Here is a 20,370-nt window from a genome sequence, read left to right on the forward strand (position 1 = left end):
TGGAGTGTATTATATGCTATTTAACAAAAAAAATGTATAAAAAGAGACCTATTAAATTAGGTCCCTTCTATAATTTGTTATTTTTCATTAATAGACTATTTTATACTTGCATTACTTTGAACTATTACGGGTGTTCCTATAGCCACATTATTATATACAAGAGTTGCATTATTATAAGGTGTATTTATACATCCACGTGATCCAGCGTATTGATATCTATTTCCACCATATACTGGTTGCCAAGAAGCATCATGTATACCTATACTTCCATTGAAAGGTATCCAGTACTTAACTGGTGAAGCGTATCCTGGTCCTCTTAAAACTACATTTCTCATTTTATTTTTGATTGTAAATATACCTGGAGGAGTTGCCCAACCCTTATTAGGATTACCTGTTACTATTGGAGTTGATACAATTGCCTTTCCATCTTTCCACAACCACATATGCTGAGTTTTTAAATCTATTTGAACATATTTATTTCCTAAAGCTGTAGCACCTTTAGGCACTGTGCTTGTAGTTTTATTGTACTTTGGAGTCAAGCCATTGTATGATTTTCCAGTAGATAACATATTCATTATCCTATTTGTTTCATAGTCTACATCAACATATGATTTTGATCCACCCTTAGCTATTATAATATTTCCATTTCTTCTGTAAGCATAGTTCTGACCAGAAGTGCTAGTGATACCAGTATTATCTATTGAAGATGCAAAGTTCTTCACTAAATCTTTATTAAATTCAACATTGAAATCATTTTTAATACCACAGTTAATCATCTGTAATATATTGTTGCCATCTAGACTCCTTCTATTTCCTGCTACATTGTAAGATATACTTACCCCTTCATATCCAAGAATTTTATTGAATGCTTGGTTTGCTTTTGGATCTCCCTTAGCCTTTATAAAATCCGCAATATTATTAATAGCATTTGTAAAGTTTGCACCACCACTTACTTGAGTGATTTCTCTTACTACATTATTGTCATTATTTAAGGCCCTCATTTGATTGTATACAAGACCTTTTTTTTCGGAAACAAGCATTACAGGTCCTTCTTTTAATGAAGAATTACTCTTAGAAGCAGGTGCTGTCTTTATATTATCTGTAGCTGAAAAATCAGAATTCTCATCCAAAACCTCAGTATTTTCTTCACTTATCTTTTCTTCTGTATTAGAAGTATCCTTTTTAACATTAGCATTCTTATCTGAATCAATCACAGTAGTTCCTATACCTGTTTCACTATCTGTATCAGATGTATTGTCCTTATCTGAATCAATAGTTGTATTTCCTATATTAGTATCTTCTTTGTCTTTATCTTTGTCGTCGATCGGTTTAGATACATTATCTTCTATATCCTCGCCATCATTATTACTTGCTATTATTCCTGCATTTATAAGAACTGAATCTATAAGCTTAGTAGGATTTTTACTACCATCATCTGCAATATATACAGTATCATAATTCTTATAAAATCTATTAATCATATTGTAATTGGTTTCCTGTCTATCCTTACCAGATATACGTTCTACATGAGTTGCTATAGAATCATACGGATTAGGTAAGCTTGCAACTCCACCTATTAGAAATACACTGTCTATTCCAAGTCCATTTAGATTTGCTCTTACACTTTCTGAAGCATTCTTATTTACAAATATAATTGGTGAATTGTTTTTAGCTGCTACTGAACCTACTCCTGCAGCGTCTGCTAGACCTGTCATACCATTTACTATAAAGGCATTTTCAAACTTTTTATTGTCTAAAGCTTTCAATTTTTCCGCTATTTTAATAGATGTTTCTACTCTTGTACTACCGGCAATTCTCTCAACCTCATAAGACTGTGCCTTCAAAGAATCTTCTACCTTTGAAGATACTGATCCATTACCACCTATAATTGTAATCTTTTGAGGTGATAGCCTTTTAATTTCTTTATTTGTAACATTATTTAAAAAACCACTGTTCGTTAAAAGGACTGGTGCCTTCATCTTACTTGCAAGCGGTGCTACTGAAAGTGAATCCGCTACAGCATCAGAGTTTACCAACATAATATTTTTGGAACCGCTTGGCCAACCGCTCTGAGAAATACTTACTGCAGTAGAAAATCTATCACTACCACTTATATTTTTTACATTTAATTCATCTGCATGTGATTGAATCCCAGCAAGTGGAATCATCAATGACATAGCCGTTGCTACTATTAATGTTTTTTTGAATAAATTTTTCATATTATACCTCCTTAGTATTAACAGACTAATCTATATCTTAATTATAATCAATAATCACATATCCTTTCAACATCTATACGGTGACAATTTCTTATTGCTCATATATTTATTGGTAACAAATTGTAGCAAAGGTATCTTTTTTGTTAACTTTATCTCTAACATTTAAGCACTTTAGTAGTTCTATTTTATATTTTACCTTTATATAAAATTATAGATATTAATCTACTTTTTTATATCACTATAATAAGATACTCTCCCTATTTTATCAAATGGAAACTTTCTATTACTTAAAATCAAAATAATATTTAGTAGCAAATAGATAATAAAAAGCATAAATGCTGAGAAAAATATAGATACAAGTAGCATATTATCAGCTCTACCATTTATTAAATCCATTATAAAGTTTAGAAATCTAGGAAGTGCATAGAAATAAACTACTATACCCAAACTTCTCAAGAACAAATTTCTTTTATTCTTATTTTCCATTTCAAAATGAAAATTCAATATCCTTGATCCTATTGTCCTGCCATTTTTTATAGGCATAAATGTAAAGTATAATAATGTCACTATAATAAATGAAAAAGGAATAAAAATAGCAATTGTCGAGCTTATAAATCCAATAACAAAAACATCTATGGCAAAAGCAAAAATTCTTCTAAGCCCAGAAACAGACTCACCTTTCTTTAAAGATACTTCATCTAGATTATCTCTATCTGGCAATATACTATTAAAAAGCCCAACTATATAATAACCGAGCAAGCCACCAGTAGTATTTTGTATAATATCATCTATATCACATATACGGTAGGGTGAATCATAAATGAAGTAGAGACCAGAAAGTTGCGTCAACTCAAAAAATAAGCTTAAAAGAGCAGTAAAAATTATAACCTTTTTTAAACTAAACTTAAAGTAGTATCTTAAATACATACCAAAGGGAATTAACATCAAAATATTAAATATAGGAACATAAAAAGTAGGATCCTTGATAGCCTGAATATAAGTTGATAGCCTAAATAAATTAAAAGGACTCTCTCTAATAAAATCTCCAATAAAAACAAATGGAATCAAATTAATCATTTGACTATATGAAGTGTGTACATCCGCAACTTTTGGCAGCGGTAAAATTACTAATAAATAGCAACTTTCTAAATAAAGAACAAATGAATATACTATCAGTGTTTTTATTATATTTATGGAACCATACCTTCTATACATCCATATCATATATGGAATCGTGATAAACAATGCTAGCATAGGAAATATTAATATGCCCGTTTTTATACTTGAAATATAAGTCATAATTTATTTCTCCTTACTAAGTAATTTTTGGATTATTAATAACAATATTTTGGATTGATATTAAACAAATTTTTGCTTATTTATGGAAATATTTTATATTCACTATATTGTACTTTTCTATTAAAAATTAAAGATACTCAAAAGTAATTTATGGAATTTTCTATTAATTAATATTAAAATATATCTTTATAAGTAACTATACTATTATTTAAATTAATGACTTTATTACACTAATCTCAAACGATAAGGTACAAGATATTAGCAATGGAACAGTTTTATTAATATACAAAATTACACTACTCTCAAACGTAATATACAAAATTACACTAATTTAAACATTACTAAAGCTATCTTAAATCTATTTAATAGCATATATAATTATAATGCTATTAAAGTAAAAATAATGAAATATTTAAATAGATTTGCCACTCACTAGAAAGGAAATATAATTATAAAATTATTTAGTTTTAATAAAAACCCTTATCTACAATATACATTTTTTTACAGTATAAATCAAGTTCCTTTGATATAGCTAGATATATATCTTGCTTAATTTATTCAAAAGCTAAACTAGTTTTATTTTTTTTCTTAATATTTTAATTACTATATATAAATTCTTTAATTACTATATAGTAATCCTCTGCTTCCCACAAATTTTCAATAAAAATACAACTCTTATTTAATAAGCTAATCTTTTCAAAAATAATCCATCACTTTATTATTTAACTAAGCTTTTTCTTATAAAAAATCTATATATCCCTTCCCTTAAAGTCTAAGTTGCCATTGCTGTTATAAATCTTATTTTCCTCAACTTAATTAAAATCTTATTTATCGAGATTATATAAAAAAATATTTTTTGTGGTAAAATTTGTGGTAAAATATACTCTAGTGTTAGAAGATATTTTACAAAATATAAATTTTATTAGGAGGTAACTATGACAATAGCAGATAATAATTTCAAAAAACTTTGTACAGAGATATTGAATAGTGGAAATAATACTCTCGGGGAAAAGGTTCGTCCAAAATATGCTGATGGAACTCCATCTCACACTTACTTTGTAAATCAGGTGTTTGAAAAATACGATTTATCTAAGGGAGAGCTCCCAATACTTACTTTAAGACAGACGGCTTGGAAGTCAGGTATAAAGGAAGTTTTATGGATATATCAGGATCAAAGTAATAATTTAGACTTATTAAAAGAAAAATATTCTATTACTTGGTGGGACGAGTGGGATATTGGCGATAGAACTATTGGACAGAGATATGGTGCTACTGTAAAGAAATATGACCTTATGAATAAGCTTTTAAAAGCTTTAAAGGAACAGCCATATGGAAGAAGACATATTATTAACCTTTATCAAGAATCGGATCTTGCAGCTAGTCAGGGACTTCACCCTTGTGCTATGGAGACTCAATGGAGTGTTCGTGATGGATTTTTAGATATGACTTTGATACAGAGATCTTCAGATGTAGCTGTTGCAAATGCTATCAATAAGATACAGTATGTTGCTCTTCAGATGATGGTGGCAAGACATGTTGGTTTGGAAGCGGGCGTTTTCTGCCATTATGTAAATAATGCTCATATATATGATAGACATATAGATCAAGTTAAAGAGTTGATTTCAAGAAATCCTCAAGAAAATGGTGAAAAAATAAGATTAGTGCTAAACCCTGATAAAACAAACTTCTATGATTTCACTCTAGAAGATTTTACTATGGAAGGATATACTCCTGTTAAGCCAAATCTAAAATTTGAAATGGCTATCTAATTATAGAGCTATATTATTAATAGAAGAAAAGAGGACAAAAATGTACGAAAATATATTTATGATTGTTGCAATGACTGGACAAACTAATGCCATTGGCCTAAATGGAGATATGCTGTATCATTTAAAGGAAGATTTAAAATATTTTAAGGAAACTACTTTAAATAATACTATTGTATGTGGAAGAAAAACATATTTTAGTTTTCCTAAGAGACCTCTTCCAAATAGAAAAAATATTATACTTACTAGATCCGACTCTCAGTTTGAGGGAGCATATACTCTCAATTCTAAGGAAGATGTACTAGAGTATGCAAAATTAAATCCGAATGAAAAAATATTTATATGTGGTGGAGATAGTGTATACTCTCAATTTATGGATACCGCTTCAAAGCTTTATGTTACAGTAATAGATGAAGATGAAAGTGTAGAATCAGATAGCCACTTTCCAAATATAGACAAAAATATTTGGAAAGTGGAAAGCGAATCTGAGTATATATGTCCTGAAAATGCACCTAGATACAGATATTTAATATATAAAAGAATATAATATTGATTTTGAGACACTCTTTATAAGGGTGTCTCTTTTATTATGCACATCATTTTTTATATCATTCTACTTATGTTATTAGAGCGATTACTATATTCTTATTCTCTTTTTTATTAAAATACTACCTTTTATTAAACATACTATCTTTTATTAAATATATTACCTTTATCTATTAAATTTACTTTTTTTATCGAATATACCACTTTATTATCTTTATCTATAGCTACTAAGTATATTATACTACTTTATATTTATATAAAAGTAGATTCAAAATATTTATTTAAAAATACTCCATTAAATATAATCATAATAAAAATGAGTAGACAAACTAATGACTACCCATTCTAAACTCTTATATTTTTGTTTTTATAAATTTTTCTAACATCTATTAATATCTTTTGAATTTAAACTCTATTATTTTTTGAAATATATGTATATCTCTTTCAATACTAAAATTTAAAATACTATGAACAAACATCTTAAATTAAATTTAGCTTCAATCTATGTAAAAAATAACATTTCTTTTAAGCCTAATCTCATCTATTCAAAATTATAAATATTTATATAAAGTATTTTCATTAATTTTAAAAACTATAGAAGGTCTTCCAAATAGCTTTTATTTAAAACCTTTATCTTCTTTCTATCCATAGTTATTACACCTTCATTTTCAAGGAGTTTTAACTCTTGATTAAGGCTACTTCTATTCACATGAAGTATATCTGCCAATACTTCTTGAGAATTCGGTATATTTATAGGCTCATCTGGATTCTTAATATGAAGAAGCCAAAAGCTAAGCCTTTCAATTACTTTCCTATATTGTGTGCATCTAATTATTAACTTGCTATAACAACAGTATTCTGCCACAAATCTCAAAATATTGTGAAGAAAAACTTGATCATTATCAATTATAGGAATCAACTCTTCAACTTTTAACCATACAACTTTTGATTTTTTCAGTGCGTATGTATCTGAAAAGTAATTTTCAATATTACCATATACTAAATAAAATGGAAATGCATCTCCACCAAAATAATATGAAGAGTTCAACTCTTTTCCTCCAGCAGTATATTCAGTGGCTTTTAAAGCTCCTGATATGATAATACCGATTGACTCTATGGCTTCTCCTTCTTTCATAACAAGATCATTTGCATTATATGAACGTTCTACCATATGCATATTTTCAATAGCATTTTTTGACTCTTCTGATATTCCTCTGAATATCATCCTATCCCAAAATAAATTATCCACTAATTTCACCCCGCCATATTTTATTTCCACATAGTTAAAATATAGGCATTGCATCTATTTTCTGTTAATTCAATTATAACATAAAATAAAGACTATTCTGTATAGAAAAAACAACTATCTATTATAATTTAAATAAATAATTAACTATCAAATACTTTTATTTACTTAAACTTACTATCAAAAGCACTTTTTTAAAGTTATTAATTATATTCTTAAATTCTATGAAATAAATAAAGGATGAATATCTTCTATGTTGCATCACAAGAGAAATCCATCCTTTATTCATTTTCAATGCATTAAGCATCATTTATATTAAATTATTTTTATAGCCTTTTAACCTATATATTTTTATATATTGAAAAATCTTTATATCTTTTTTAGACCGCCTATATTTATATCCAGTCTTTTAAGTAAGATTTATATATATTTCTAATTAACTAAGTTTGAATTTTATAAGTATTTAATATTTTTAAAAGCAATATATTTTTCTATATTTTTTTATTTTTTATAGACTTTGCAATCATTATGAAAAGCAGTATTAGCCCAACGTAACCGTTAAGTACATATACATAGTTGACCAATACATCAAACTTTAGTATTAATCCCATAAAAGTTCCTACTATACCCATTGCAATCGTCAATATTTTAAATTTAGGAGTTTTTTCCTTTGCAAACCTGGCTATTACCGACCAAAGCAAAGGCACAGATGTTGTATATATTCCTAAAAGTATTATTACTGAAAAAACATTCGCTAACATAGGATGTATTCTTCCAGCCAGTATCAATGTAGGAATTTGGCTTCCCTTTAAACTTGCAATCGAGAAGAAAATCCCCAAAGACATCAATAAAACTGCTATTGAAAATCCTGCTGCTCCTGTAAATGCACCTATTCTACCTTCTTTTTGACTATTTGCTCCTGCTCCTATTTGACCCAAAAATGCAGCTAACCAAAGCATACAAAATCCTACGTAAGATCCAGCTGCTAAAAGCCAATTACTAGATGCTACTTTTATTTCTTTATTTTTAACTAATTCATTAATTATAGCTGGTGCTTCTTTTGCAGAATCTATATTCATTATAATACTTGCTGCTCCAACAAAGATTGCTATAATAACTATAATTGGCCCTATATTTCCTATTATATCAACTATCTTATTTAAACCAAGAAGTACTGTTATAACAGTGATACTAGCCATTAATATTCCACCGACATATGGTGACCAAGAATAGTGCTGACTTGTTGTTGCCCCAGCTCCTCCAATCATAACTGTAAAGGATAAAAATATAAAAAATATAGAAAAATAATCATAGAATGTTCCTAATTTATCTCCACAATAGTATCTATATATGTCATTTGGAGTTTCAAACTTATTATTGTATCCAGCTGATATAAAGCTAGTTCCAACATAAGCTAATAATAAAAAACACACTAATACTCCCAGTATCCCCTTGTAACCCCAAGCTGCAAAGTATTGCATAACCTCTTGACCTGTCGCAAACCCCGAACCAATTAGTAGGGCTATAAAAGCTCCTGCATAACTAATTATCTTGCTTTTTTTAACTATTTCATTTGATTTTTCTCTAAATACTCTTTCTGATCTAATGGTGTTACTTGATCTTTTCATAGAAATACTCTCCTTTTTAAAAAAATCCTGAAGATTATCAACTCAACCTTCAGGATTTATTATTATTCAAATAATTAAATTTCTTCTAGGTCTTACTAAATTAGAATATTGTAGCTTTATCAACCTTAGTAGTTAATGCTTCCATAGCCTTATCTACTAGTGAATTTCTTAGATCTAGCTCTTTTTTACCCTTTTCTGGATTACCTACAGGGTAAGGTATCGCTACTGTAGGTACTATTCTGTTTGCACCTACTGATTTAGATATCGTTACTATAGTAGCCATATGAACAATTGGGATACCAAATCTTTCTATTTCTTTTACTATCGTTGCACCGCAACGAGTACAAGTACCTCACGTAGATGTAAGTATGACTCCATCTACTCCCGCATCTTTTAATTCTTGACCCATTTCTTTACCGAATACTATTGAGTTTCCTATTGCTGTACCAGTTCCAGTAGTTGTATAGAAATAATCATACACCTTTCCGATTTTTCCTTCTTTTTCCAATAGTCTTAATGAATCTAGAGGCACAACTCTATCTGGATCTTCATTTGCATATACTGGGTCATATCCTCCATGTATTGTGCAATAATCTCCTTTTAATTCATCTATTGCTGATATATCGTATTTGCCCCATTTTTGAGCAGATGCTGACTGTATTCTATCTGGATTTCCCATAGGAACTATACCACCAGTAGTAACAAGAGCTATGGTAGCTTTTGATAAATCCTTTATTTCTTCTGCTGCTTCAACAGTATCAAATACTGGCATTGGAAGCTCAGTCTTAAACTCTTCATTATTAAGTCTCTTCATTAACATCTCTACAGCTCTTTGTGAACCTGTTTTTTCTGAGATAACTGTCAATCTCTTTCCTTGAGCAAAGTAATTATCTACATCAGGCTTTACTACTTCACCATTTAGTAATTTTTTTGTTATATCAGCCATTATTGGAAGTGCTTTTCTCATTTTTGCTGCAGAATCTCCAGTTTTAGCAACATAAGCAAGCTTCTTTGCTTCATCTAGACCTGGGTTTTCTTCATACATACCTGACACTACTGGTATATTAGCTTCTTTTGCAAAAAATTCTGCAACACCTTGACACGCCATTCCATATCTACCCGCATTAAATGCTGGTCCAGCTATTACTATGTCTGGCTTTATTTCTTCATTAACTTTTCTTAAAAATGCTATTGCTTCTTCTTTATTTTCATTAAAATAGTTATCTCCACATATAACTGTTGCTACAAGCTCTGCTGAGTCTCCTATTTTCTTTGCAAAGGCTTCTGAAGGACCTACTCCACCTTCTTTTAAAATAGGAGCTATGCCTGCTTTCTCTTCTCCACCTATCTGCCCAAAGAATTGATTTAGATAGTATAAGATTTTCTTATCTGCCATTTTAACTCCCCCTTAATATAATTCTACTGTTGCGTTATGTGTACCTATTTCTGATGTTGCACCAATAACTGCATTTAATTCACACTTCATTGTTCCGTCTTCTGGATTATAAGCTCCTGCCCATCCACCAGCTATATTTGCTACTGCTTCTGGATCTCCAAGTATTCTATCAGCCTTTCCAAGCTCTACAACATGAGATACATTTCCTGTAGACACTACAGCTACAGCTTCTTTTGCTACGTCTGTTAAAGGTTGGCTCATTCCATCCCATCCAGAACACTCATCAGTAATTAAAACTGACTTTATACCTTGTTTTTCGACTCTTGAACATATCATTACCAAATCTGAATCTGGATTTCCATATCCTTCTTCTGATATAATTACACCGTCTGCACCAAGCATTTTACAAAGTTTTGCTGTATAATCACAAGATACAAACTTACCATCTAATGTTGTTTTTTCAGGCACTAAGACCACACCTAAGAAGTTTATTTCTTTTCCGTGTAGCTTATATAATTCTTTTATTACTGCATTATTTTGATGTTGATAAGTAGTTATTTTATCGCAAGCTGCAACACAGTTACCACTTATAACAGCACCATCCAACTCTTCATTTGGGTGAAGAACTGTTGGAAGTATATGAGCAGAATCTACACCATATATATAACTTGCATGTAAAAGACCCTGAGATATTAACATTTCTACATAAACTACTTTTGGAAGATCAGGATATTTTTTAGTTTCAACATCATTTTCTCCCATTTCAAATATCTCTACATCTTTTGTTTCTACTTCTTTTCCTGCAAGACCTATTATTTCAGATGCTCTTAATCCGACTACTCTACAAGCTTCTTCATGTTCATGCGGATCTAAATCTTCTACTACGCTTATATCTACAACTATATTGTTTGTTTTGGAAAATGGTGTCCACTTTGCACCTTCTCCCCACATATCTATAACTCCTTCTTGGAATCCTACGATATCACCAATTGTTACTATAGCAGCACCGTCTAAAATATTTACAATTCCATCTCCTAGCTGAGCTACGTCAGAAGTTACACCTGCAAATCCTGCATTACCCTTAATTGTACATCTAGGCTGTATCACATCTTTTACAGGTATGATTCTGGTTTTTTCACCAGGCTTTGCTAAATCAATTTTAATGTCTTTTACATTTGGAACCTTTTTTAGCTCCTCAATTATTTCTTCCTTGTTCAAGACCAAACTAGCATTGTCTACCTTTGTCTCATCTCCAAAACAAATGTCATTAATTGGAATTTTTCTAAGTTCTAATTTCAATTCTGTCACCCCTTATAATTTATATAATATTTTTTATGAAAGCTTTTTCCTGAATTGCCGATACAATTAAATCATAATCTACAAGTTGATAGTCCTTTATATTTTTCCTATCTACTTCTCTTTGTCCCATAGTTATACGGTATTTTTCTATACCCTTTTCAATTATTTCAATAGATAACTCATCTATTGATTCTAATTTGGGTGAAATCAATATTGATCTAACTGGGGAATAAATCATACGTATGCTTGCAGCCAATGGATAGGATATTATTTTATGCCCATTTTCTATGAATTCTCTAGTTGTATTTAAGACATCTATGAATTCTCCATCTACTTTTATAGCATTTTCAAATTTTTCTAAAACTTTTTGATTGTTGCTTATTACTATGTACTCATTAGAATTTAATTTTGATTCTAGATTTTCATACATTGACAATGTATAATTTTTATTTATTAGATTTTTCTTTTCAATCATTTCCAATTATTATCACCCCTAACTTTTAAAATAACACTGCTATTGATTAGTTTTTAACTATCTTTTCTAAAAAATTTTAATTAAGAAAGTATAATTACACTATAAATAATATTAAATATTGTAAAATGCATTTTTTACCTTATTAAATTTCAGTATTTTATATTTATTTGTTTCATTAATCTTGTTACACTGATTATAACTAATTAATAAATAGTATAAAAGTTATTAATACAACACTTTTTAGAATAATCTAAAAAATACAAACATTTATCTTGTAGAAAAACTTATACTCCTTGAAAATGCTTATGTTAAGCTTATTACTTGTTTTTTATAAAAAGACAATTATTTTTTTATATATTCAATATAGATAATATATATTATTGAATGCATTTGATTATTAAATAGCTATTTGAATAGACTATTTTGATCTATTTTATAATTTAAAAACTCTATAAAAATATTAAATTAGAGGCTAAATATTATTTATACATCAAAAAAGGCCAAGACTAAACTAATGCTTTTGTCTTGACCTAATATATTCATATATTTTAATTATTTATATTCTTGTAATTTAAAATAAAATTTTTATAAATTTTTGATTATTATTACTTTTATAGCGAATTTAAACGATTATCATAAATATAAAGTGTGCTGCTATACCTGCCACTAGACCACCTATAGTATGAGATAAAATAGCCTTACTTGCTAAAGGTCTTGAATCTAGTGCATCCATCATACCTATATGAGTACTTAAGTAACCTGACCAGCACATACCCATCGCAGTAAATACTGCTATGTCATTTGGAGTAGCGACACCAGTTTTGATAAACTCTGGTACTAGTGACATTGCAGCTCCAACTGCTCCTAGAGATGTTACTGGGAACGCTATTGCTTCTGGCGATTGGAAACCAAATAGTGGTTCAATTATAAATGCTATTTTCTGTCCTAAATAAGGAAGTAGCTTTACACCTTCATAAGCAGCTCCTGTATAACTTCCATCTGGTGATGGCCCGAATGTAAGCATCATAACTAATGTACAAACAATCAGCACCCCTGGGATGATATCCATACCCATTTCTACACCTGTTTTTCCACCTTCTAGCATTGCATCTAGAATTCTCTGGAATAAATTACCATCTCTTACAAATCTTACTTCACCTGAAATAGAGTTTTCAGAATCATTATCCTCAACTATTACAGAATATGGTTCTTCTGCCTCAGAACCGTAATATTTTTTTGTTTGCTTTGTCATTAATCTTACACTTATTACACTACCTATTATAGCTCCTAGATTACCAATTAAAGCTGGTGCTATATATTCTTTTCCTTGTGCTATCATAAATGTAGTTAATATTAATCCCATACCAAAAGATGTTCCTAGATTGCATAGTGCTGGAACCTGATATTTTTTAAAATACTGAGTGAACGTTTTATCTTTAGCAAAAGATATGATCGCTGGATTATCTGATAGATAAGTAGCTATTACTCCTGTTATACTTGCTCCTGGTAGTCCATACATTGGTTTCATAAGAGGGGCAAATATCTTGTTTATCAAAGCTATTGCTCCGAACTCTGACAACAACCCACTTATTGCACCTGCTAAAACAGCCATCGCCATGATTAGAAATACTGTTTGTAACAATAAATCATGTGCAGTGGCCATCATAGTCTTAAACATTAGTCCTACACCCATTATGTGCCCTACCCAAGCAAAACCTCCTATAAATATAAATAGGAATATAAATGTTTCAAGGGATATGGCTTTTACTTTCTTACGCCCTTCCATATAGTATTACCTTCCTTTCAAATAATGTTTAGTCACTTTAAAAGTTTAATATAATAATAACTAAACAAGGTCTTTTTTATTTATTATATATGTTATTTATATTTTTTTCAACTTTAATTTATTTTATTTAGTGTTTTACAGAATACATTCATTATTCTAAATAGTCCTTAAATACTGACTTCTGAAATTTTCATATATTTTTGTTTCAATTATTTTAATCTTTAGTGAAATGGTTAGAAAGCTTATATTATTCTCTATATCTAGCCTAAAGAAAGTATAAGCATTTTATTTTTGATTTTTTTTATTCATTTTTTAGTCTTTTTGATACTTGTTATTCATTTGAGTGACTTTTCAATAAATTATATTAAAATATAATTTATTAATATTTTTTTTGAAAAATTACTTTTTTATTTATTTTACAATCCATTTTCTAGTATAATACTTTTCTAATTTTTTTTCAATAAAAAAATCAAGGTAATCGAAAATAATTCAATTACCTTGATAAAAACAGTTCAATATTTATCTAATCTAAATAATATTATAAATAAATTTAGATACTTAAGATACTATAATCAAATAAAAATTGTTTTTAGATACTCAAAATTTTATTTCATTATATATTATGTATTTTTCAAAAATTTTATTTTTTTAAATGGAACATCAATGTACTATCAGCATAAATAAGAAATGTGCTGCTATACCTGCCACTAGACCACCTATAGTATGAGATAAAATAGCCTTACTTGCTAAAGGTCTTGAATCTAGTGCATCCATCATACCTATATGAGTACTTAAGTAACCTGACCAGCACATACCCATTGCAGTAAATACCGCTATATCATTTGGTGTTATAACTCCAGTCTTTATAAATTCTGGAACTAATGACATTGCAGCTCCAACTGCTCCTAGAGATGTTACTGGGAACGCTATTGCTTCTGGTGATTGGAAACCAAATAGTGGTTCAATTATAAATGAAATCTTCTGTCCTAAGTAAGGTAATAATTTTACACCTTCATAGGCAGCTCCTGTATAACTTCCATCGGCTGATGGTCCGAATGTAAGCATCATTACTATCGTACACACTATCAATACGCCTGGTATTATGTCCATTCCCATCTCTACGCCGTTCTTACCGCCTTCTAACATTGCGTCTAATATTCTTTGGAATAAGTTTCCTTCTCTTACAAGTCTAACTTCTCCCTCGATTACTCCATCATCTCCATCTTCATCGCCTATAGCTGCAAAAGGTTCATCTGCTTCTACTCCGTAATATTTTCTAGTCTGCTTAGTCATTAATCTTACACTAATCACACTACCTATTACAGCTCCTAAATTACCTATTAAAGCAGGTGCTATATACTCTTTCCCTTGCGCTATCATAAATGTAGTTAATATTAATCCCATACCATATGATGTACCAAGGTTACACAGTGCTGGAACTTGATACTTTTTGAAATACTGTGTAAATGTTTTATCCTTTGCAAAAGGTATAATTGCTGGATTATCTGATAGATAAGTTGCTATTACTCCTGTTATACTTGCTCCAGGTAGTCCATACAATGGCTTCATAAGTGGAGCAAATATCTTATTGATTAGTGCTATTGCACCAAACTCTGATAATAAACCACTAATTGCTCCTGCTAAAACAGCCATTGCCATTATTAGAAATACTGTTTGTAACAGTAGATCGTGCGCGGTGGCCATCATGGTCTTGAACATTAATCCAACACCCATTATATGACCTACCCAAGCAAATCCACCAATGAAAATAAATAAGAAAACGAAAGTTTCAAGAGATATCGCCTTTACTTTTTTTCGTCCGTCCATAAATAATTACCTTCCTTCCAAGCTTTTGCTTTTTATATTTTCAAAATATTGAAACCCTTTTGTATATTATAACTTTTCTAAATATTTTTTTCAACTTTATTTTGTTCTCAATATGTTTTTTTGAAAAATACAAATTAGAGAAAAAGAATATTTCTCTTTTAATTAATAAATATATGTTTAAAAAAACGTTTATTTTTCGCATTATAAAAGCTATTTAGTTCAAAATACTAAAAAAAGTGTGTATTAATTATATTATTTTATCATTAGTATAGAAAATCATTAAATAATATAGTATAAGAGCAGTTTAGTAAAAAATATTTAGTATTTTTATTTTTTATAAATATTTATGATAACATTTTCTTTTTTTACTTTAAATTATTTTTTTGCAAAAAATACACCTTTAAGCTATGCTTAAAGGTGTATTATAAGTTTTAAATTAATTTATTTATCTCTATGTATATCGCCCTTATGTGCCTTTATAGTAGCCTGTGCTGCTGCTAACTTAGCAATTGGAACTCTAAATGGTGAACAAGATACATAGTTTAATCCCTGTCTATAGCAGAATTCTACTGAAGAAGGCTCTCCACCATGCTCTCCACATATACCAAGCTTAAGTTCAGGCTTTTGACCTCTACCTAGCTTAACTGCCATTTCTACGAACTTACCAATACCATCTTGGTCTAGAACCTGGAATGGGTCCTTTTCTAGTATTCCCTTGTCTACATATTCATCAAGGAACTTACCAGCATCATCTCTTGAATATCCGAATCCCATCTGAGTAAGGTCATTTGTACCGAAACTGAAGAAGTCAGCTACTTCTGCTATTTCATCAGCAGTTATACAAGCTCTAGGTATTTCTATCATTGTACCTACAGTATAGTCAAACTTAACTCCAGCCTTTTCCATTTCATCATTTACAGCTTCTTCTATAATTGGTCTTAGCATCTTAAGTTCATTTGCTGTACCTATTAGAGGAACCATTATTTCAGGCTTAACAGCTATACCTTCTTTAACAGCTAGTATAGCACCTTGTGCTATTGCTCTAGACTGCATTTCACATATTTCTGGATATGTTACTGCTAATCTACAACCTCTGTGTCCTAACATTGGATTGAATTCTTCTAGGTCAACAACTCTCTTTTTAAGATCAGATGGCTTAATGTTCATCTGCTTAGCAAGTGCGTTGATTGAAGGTTCGTCATGAGGTAAGAATTCATGTAGTGGTGGATCTAGAAGTCTTATGTTGGCTGGCATTCCGTTCATTGCCTTGAATATACCATAGAAGTCATCTCTCTGGTATGGTAGAAGCTTATCAAGGGCTGCTACTCTATCTTCTAATTCCTCTGCTAGTATCATTTTTCTAACAGCTGGTATTCTTTCTTCATCAAAGAACATATGCTCAGTTCTGCATAGCCCTATACCTTCTGCACCAAACTCAATAGCCTTCTTTGCATCTCTTGGGTTATCTGCATTAGTTCTTACTAACATGTCTCTAGCTTCATCTACCCATGACATGAATACTGCAAAGTTTCCATGAACTTCTACACTAGTCATTTCTACAGATCCTATGTATACTCTACCTGAAGAACCATCTATTGATAGGTACTGTCCTTCTTTTATTACTCTATCTCCAACTCTTATTTCTCTAGCTGCTTCATCAACTCTTAATTGTCCGCATCCTGCAACACAACACTTACCCATACCTCTTGCAACAACTGCTGCATGAGAAGTCATACCACCTCTTGCAGTAAGTATACCTTCAGCGCTTATCATACCTTCGATATCTTCTGGAGAAGTTTCCTGTCTAACAAGTAAAACTTTTTCACCTTCCTTAGCATGTGCTACTGCATCTTCTGCATGGAAGTATACCTTACCTACTGCTGCACCTGGAGATGCTGGAAGACCCTTTGCTACTTCTTCTGCCTCCTTTAATGCATTAGGAGCAAATGTTGGATGTAGAAGCTGATCTAACTGATTAGGTTCTATTCTCATTATTGCTTCTTCTTTACTGATAACACCTGCATTTACTAAATCAACTACAACGTTTATAGCAGCCTTAGCAGTTCTCTTACCACTTCTTGTTTGTAGTATGTATAATTTTCCTTTTTCTATTGTAAACTCAATATCTTGCATATCTTTGTAGTGAGCTTCCAAAGTATGTGTAGCCTTTACAAATTCATCATATATTTCTGGCATATCATTCTTTAGTGTATCAATGCTTTGAGGTGTTCTTATACCTGCAACAACGTCTTCACCCTGAGCATTTATTAGGTATTCACCGAATAACTTATTTTCTCCAGTTGAAGGATTTCTTGTAAATGCAACACCTGTACCACTATCGTCACCCATATTACCAAATACCATTGACTGTATATTTACTGCAGTACCTAGGTTATTATCTATATCATTTAACTTTCTGTAAACGATTGCTCTTGGATTATTCCAAGATCTAAATACAGCTTCTATAGATAGCATTAACTGCTTCTTTGGTTCCTGTGGGAAGTCATCTCCAACTTCCTTTTTGTATATAAGCTTAAATTCTTCTACTATTTCCTTTAAATCTTCAGTAGTTAATTGAGTATCATCAGTATATCCTTTTTCTTGTTTTCTTTTTTCTAAAACATTTTCAAACTTGTACTTTGGAACTTCCATAGCAACGTCTGAGAACATCTGTATAAATCTTCTATAACTGTCATAAGAGAATCTTTCATTTTTAGTTGAATCTATTAATCCCTTAACACTTATATCATTTAATCCCAAGTTTAATATTGTATCCATCATACCTGGCATTGAGAATACTGCACCAGATCTTACTGATACTAAAAGTGGGTTCTTTTCACATCCTAGTGTCTTTCCTTGCTCTTTTTCAAGCTGAGCTAACTTATCATCAATTTGATCTAAGACTTCTTGTCTTATCTTTAGATCATTGTCATAGTAATCATTACAAGCTTCTGTAGTGATTGTGAATCCCTGAGGAACAGTTAAACCAATGTTAGTCATTTCTGCTAAGTTTGCTCCCTTACCACCTAGCAAAGATCTCATTTCTTTATTTCCTTCGTTAAAACTGTAAACAAATTTAGTACTCATAGCTTCCTCCTAAAATAAACTCGTTATTAGCCAATAATTAATCTATATTTAAAAGTTTCTAGAGAGTTGTCTATATATTAGGGGACTTTTTAGCCCCCCCCATAATATATTCAACTATATCTCATAGTCTTTTAATATATCAACATCACTTTCTTTTAATATATCTAGTATTATTCCAGCTGTCTCTTCAATAGCTTTGTTTGCTACATTTATCACTGGACATTTCAATCTCTTCATTACTTCTTCTGAGTAATCTAATTCTTCTAGTATTCTATCTAATTTTGCATAATTTGCTGAACCATTTAGCCCCATTGCTTTTAATCTTTCTGTTCTTATTACATTTAGCTTTTCTGGTGAATTTGTAAGACCAATTATTCTTCTTGGCTCCACACTATCCAATTCTTTTGGAATCGGAACCTCAGGCACTAAAGGTACATTTGCCACTTTTATATGCTTATTTGCCAAGTACATACTAAGTGGAGTTTTTGATGTTCTTGATATTCCTACCAATACTAAGTCAGCCTTTAGTAGACCTCTTGGATCTTTACCATCATCATATTTAACAGCAAACTCAATAGCTTCTACTCTGTTGAAGTAGGATTTATCCATCTTTCTTATAACTCCTGCTTCCCTAAGTGGTTCCATATCAAATTTTTTGCTAAGTTTCTCTATTATGTCAGATAATAAATCAACATATTCTATCTTTTCTTGATGACATATATCTCTAGCAAGCTCTCCTAACTCTTTACTTACTATACTATATAAAACAAGTGCATTACTTTCCTTTGCTTGCTTTAATACTTCTTTCAATACTTCTTCATTATTTACGTATGGGAATCTCTTAATGTCCCAACTCTCTATATCAGGAAACTGTGAGATCGTCGCTCTAGCAACAGCTCTAGCAGTCTCACCAAGAGAATCCGACACGATAAAGATTTTAAAAGTTGTCTTCATAATACCTCCCGATGTATAGAATTTATTCAGTAATTTCTACAAAAAGTCTTGTAATTGACGTCTTAGAAATTTTTCCGATTATCTTCATTTTTTCTTTGTCGCCATCTATATATTTTACCACTGGTACACTGTCTACCTCTCTTTTTACAAGCTTTTTAGCTGCTTGACTAACTAAGTCATCTTCCAATACCGTAGCAATGTTTGGTACTCTAGTCATTATCATTCCCACAGGCAGTTTAGTGATATCACTCCCACCAACAGTCGCCTTTAAAAGGTCCTTTCTAGATACCACACCGCATAGATAATCTTGCTCATCTATTATGAATACCCCACCAGAGTCTTCTAAGAATATATTAACCACTACATCATAGACTGAATCTTCCTGTCTGGCTGTAAGAGGAATTCCCATAACTTCAGATACTTTCATTTTCTTCATAGAGGAATTTTCATTTGAAAAATCTCCCTCTCCTAAATAAAAGTAACCAACTTTAGGCCTAGCATCCAATATTCCTGTCATAGTAAGAACTACCAAATCCGAACGAAGAGTTGCTCTTGTAACATTTAATCTATCAGCAATCTTTTCTCCGGTGATTGGCTCATTTTCTTTTACTATGTCAATAATTTTCAATTGCCTTTCATTAAGCTGGATAACAATCACCTACTTTCAATTAATCTATACTAACCACTATATATGTGATATACCATTTGTATATAGTATATTATAATACTATATTTATGATTAAGCAATAGATTTATTGGAAATATATTTATTTTTTGTAAAAACCTCTTTAAATTAAGCTTTCAGTAACTTTTTTTAAATTAAATATAAAATTAAATATTAT

The 20,370-nt window shown here is 30.5% G+C and carries 14 protein-coding genes; 2 read left to right on the forward strand and 12 right to left on the reverse strand.

Translation table 11 applies throughout. The annotated features are described in order from the left end of the window. Positions 1 to 95 precede the first annotated feature (95 nt). Together UF10_RS04880 and UF10_RS04885 are read right to left on the reverse strand one after the other, a co-directional pair. The gene (locus tag UF10_RS04880; RefSeq protein WP_106776691.1) at positions 96 to 2,219 is read right to left on the reverse strand and encodes a cell wall-binding repeat-containing protein; all 2,124 of its coding nucleotides are present in this window, start codon (positions 2,217 to 2,219) and stop codon (positions 96 to 98) included. A gap of 222 nt (positions 2,220 to 2,441) precedes the next feature. Next, positions 2,442 to 3,518, reverse strand: coding sequence for a VanZ family protein (locus UF10_RS04885; protein WP_106776692.1), 1,077 nt, complete (start codon positions 3,516 to 3,518; stop codon positions 2,442 to 2,444). A gap of 935 nt (positions 3,519 to 4,453) precedes the next feature. On the opposite strand from UF10_RS04885, the gene UF10_RS04890 reads away from it, so the two are divergent. Together UF10_RS04890 and UF10_RS04895 are read left to right on the forward strand one after the other, a co-directional pair. Continuing rightward, positions 4,454 to 5,287 (forward strand): thymidylate synthase, encoded by an 834-nt coding sequence (locus UF10_RS04890; protein WP_106776693.1) that lies wholly within the window; start codon positions 4,454 to 4,456, stop codon positions 5,285 to 5,287. Between the two features lie 40 nt (positions 5,288 to 5,327). Further along, positions 5,328 to 5,831: a dihydrofolate reductase gene (locus UF10_RS04895; protein WP_106776694.1), complete on the forward strand. Its 504-nt coding sequence runs from the start codon at positions 5,328 to 5,330 to the stop codon at positions 5,829 to 5,831. A 591-nt stretch (positions 5,832 to 6,422) separates the two neighbouring features. Here UF10_RS04895 and UF10_RS04900 read toward each other — a convergent pair. The 10 genes from UF10_RS04900 to UF10_RS04945 all read right to left on the reverse strand — a co-directional run bounded on the left by UF10_RS04900 (position 6,423) and on the right by UF10_RS04945 (position 20,186). Beyond that, positions 6,423 to 7,079, reverse strand: a complete 657-nt coding sequence (locus UF10_RS04900) for a Crp/Fnr family transcriptional regulator (RefSeq protein ID WP_207654563.1) — start codon at positions 7,077 to 7,079, stop codon at positions 6,423 to 6,425. Positions 7,080 to 7,567: 488 nt separating this feature from the next. Further along, entirely contained in the window at positions 7,568 to 8,704 is a 1,137-nt protein-coding gene (locus UF10_RS04905) for a YkvI family membrane protein (RefSeq protein WP_207654564.1), read from the reverse strand. 100 nt (positions 8,705 to 8,804) lie between these two features. Then, positions 8,805 to 10,100 carry a glycine/betaine/sarcosine/D-proline family reductase selenoprotein B gene (locus tag UF10_RS04910; protein WP_106776696.1) on the reverse strand — a complete coding sequence of 432 codons (1,296 nt, stop codon included), beginning with the start codon at positions 10,098 to 10,100 and terminating at the stop codon, positions 8,805 to 8,807. A 12-nt stretch (positions 10,101 to 10,112) separates the two neighbouring features. Next, on the reverse strand, positions 10,113 to 11,399 hold the full coding sequence (locus tag UF10_RS04915) for a glycine/sarcosine/betaine reductase component B subunit (RefSeq protein ID WP_106776697.1): 1,287 nt from the start codon (positions 11,397 to 11,399) through the stop codon (positions 10,113 to 10,115). 19 nt (positions 11,400 to 11,418) lie between these two features. Then, a complete protein-coding gene (locus tag UF10_RS04920; protein WP_242969059.1) occupies positions 11,419 to 11,874 on the reverse strand; it encodes a GrdX family protein in 456 nt (151 codons plus the stop codon). A gap of 622 nt (positions 11,875 to 12,496) precedes the next feature. Then, complete coding sequence (locus UF10_RS04925; protein WP_106776699.1) at positions 12,497 to 13,660, reverse strand: CD0519/CD1768 family membrane protein; 1,164 nt, start codon at positions 13,658 to 13,660, stop codon at positions 12,497 to 12,499. 660 nt (positions 13,661 to 14,320) lie between these two features. Beyond that, on the reverse strand, positions 14,321 to 15,487 hold the full coding sequence (locus UF10_RS04930; RefSeq protein WP_106776700.1) for a CD0519/CD1768 family membrane protein: 1,167 nt from the start codon (positions 15,485 to 15,487) through the stop codon (positions 14,321 to 14,323). A 441-nt stretch (positions 15,488 to 15,928) separates the two neighbouring features. Continuing rightward, positions 15,929 to 18,574 (reverse strand): pyruvate, phosphate dikinase, encoded by a 2,646-nt coding sequence (gene ppdK, locus UF10_RS04935; RefSeq protein ID WP_106776701.1) that lies wholly within the window; start codon positions 18,572 to 18,574, stop codon positions 15,929 to 15,931. Positions 18,575 to 18,688: 114 nt separating this feature from the next. Then, positions 18,689 to 19,528, reverse strand: a complete 840-nt coding sequence (locus UF10_RS04940; protein WP_106776702.1) for a pyruvate, water dikinase regulatory protein — start codon at positions 19,526 to 19,528, stop codon at positions 18,689 to 18,691. Positions 19,529 to 19,550: 22 nt separating this feature from the next. Further along, positions 19,551 to 20,186: a helix-turn-helix transcriptional regulator gene (locus tag UF10_RS04945; protein ID WP_106776703.1), complete on the reverse strand. Its 636-nt coding sequence runs from the start codon at positions 20,184 to 20,186 to the stop codon at positions 19,551 to 19,553. Between the last annotated feature and the right edge of the window lie 184 nt (positions 20,187 to 20,370).

Source organism: Peptostreptococcus russellii (genome assembly GCF_003012055.1).
Classification (GTDB): domain Bacteria; phylum Bacillota; class Clostridia; order Peptostreptococcales; family Peptostreptococcaceae; genus Peptostreptococcus; species Peptostreptococcus russellii.

Bases quoted from the DNA above. Each gene is read 5' to 3' on its own strand.
- ppdK (WP_106776701.1), bottom strand. From the start codon at position 18,574: ATGAGTACTAAATTTGTTTACAGTTTTAACGAAGGAAATAAAGAAATG.
- UF10_RS04895 (WP_106776694.1), top strand. From the start codon at position 5,328: ATGTACGAAAATATATTTATGATTGTTGCAATGACTGGACAAACTAAT.
- UF10_RS04885 (WP_106776692.1), bottom strand. From the start codon at position 3,518: ATGACTTATATTTCAAGTATAAAAACGGGCATATTAATATTTCCTATG.
- UF10_RS04925 (WP_106776699.1), bottom strand. From the start codon at position 13,660: ATGGAAGGGCGTAAGAAAGTAAAAGCCATATCCCTTGAAACATTTATA.
- UF10_RS04920 (WP_242969059.1), bottom strand. From the start codon at position 11,874: ATGATTGAAAAGAAAAATCTAATAAATAAAAATTATACATTGTCAATG.
- UF10_RS04880 (WP_106776691.1), bottom strand. From the start codon at position 2,219: ATGAAAAATTTATTCAAAAAAACATTAATAGTAGCAACGGCTATGTCA.
- UF10_RS04940 (WP_106776702.1), bottom strand. From the start codon at position 19,528: ATGAAGACAACTTTTAAAATCTTTATCGTGTCGGATTCTCTTGGTGAG.
- UF10_RS04890 (WP_106776693.1), top strand. From the start codon at position 4,454: ATGACAATAGCAGATAATAATTTCAAAAAACTTTGTACAGAGATATTG.
- UF10_RS04930 (WP_106776700.1), bottom strand. From the start codon at position 15,487: ATGGACGGACGAAAAAAAGTAAAGGCGATATCTCTTGAAACTTTCGTT.
- UF10_RS04905 (WP_207654564.1), bottom strand. From the start codon at position 8,704: ATGAAAAGATCAAGTAACACCATTAGATCAGAAAGAGTATTTAGAGAA.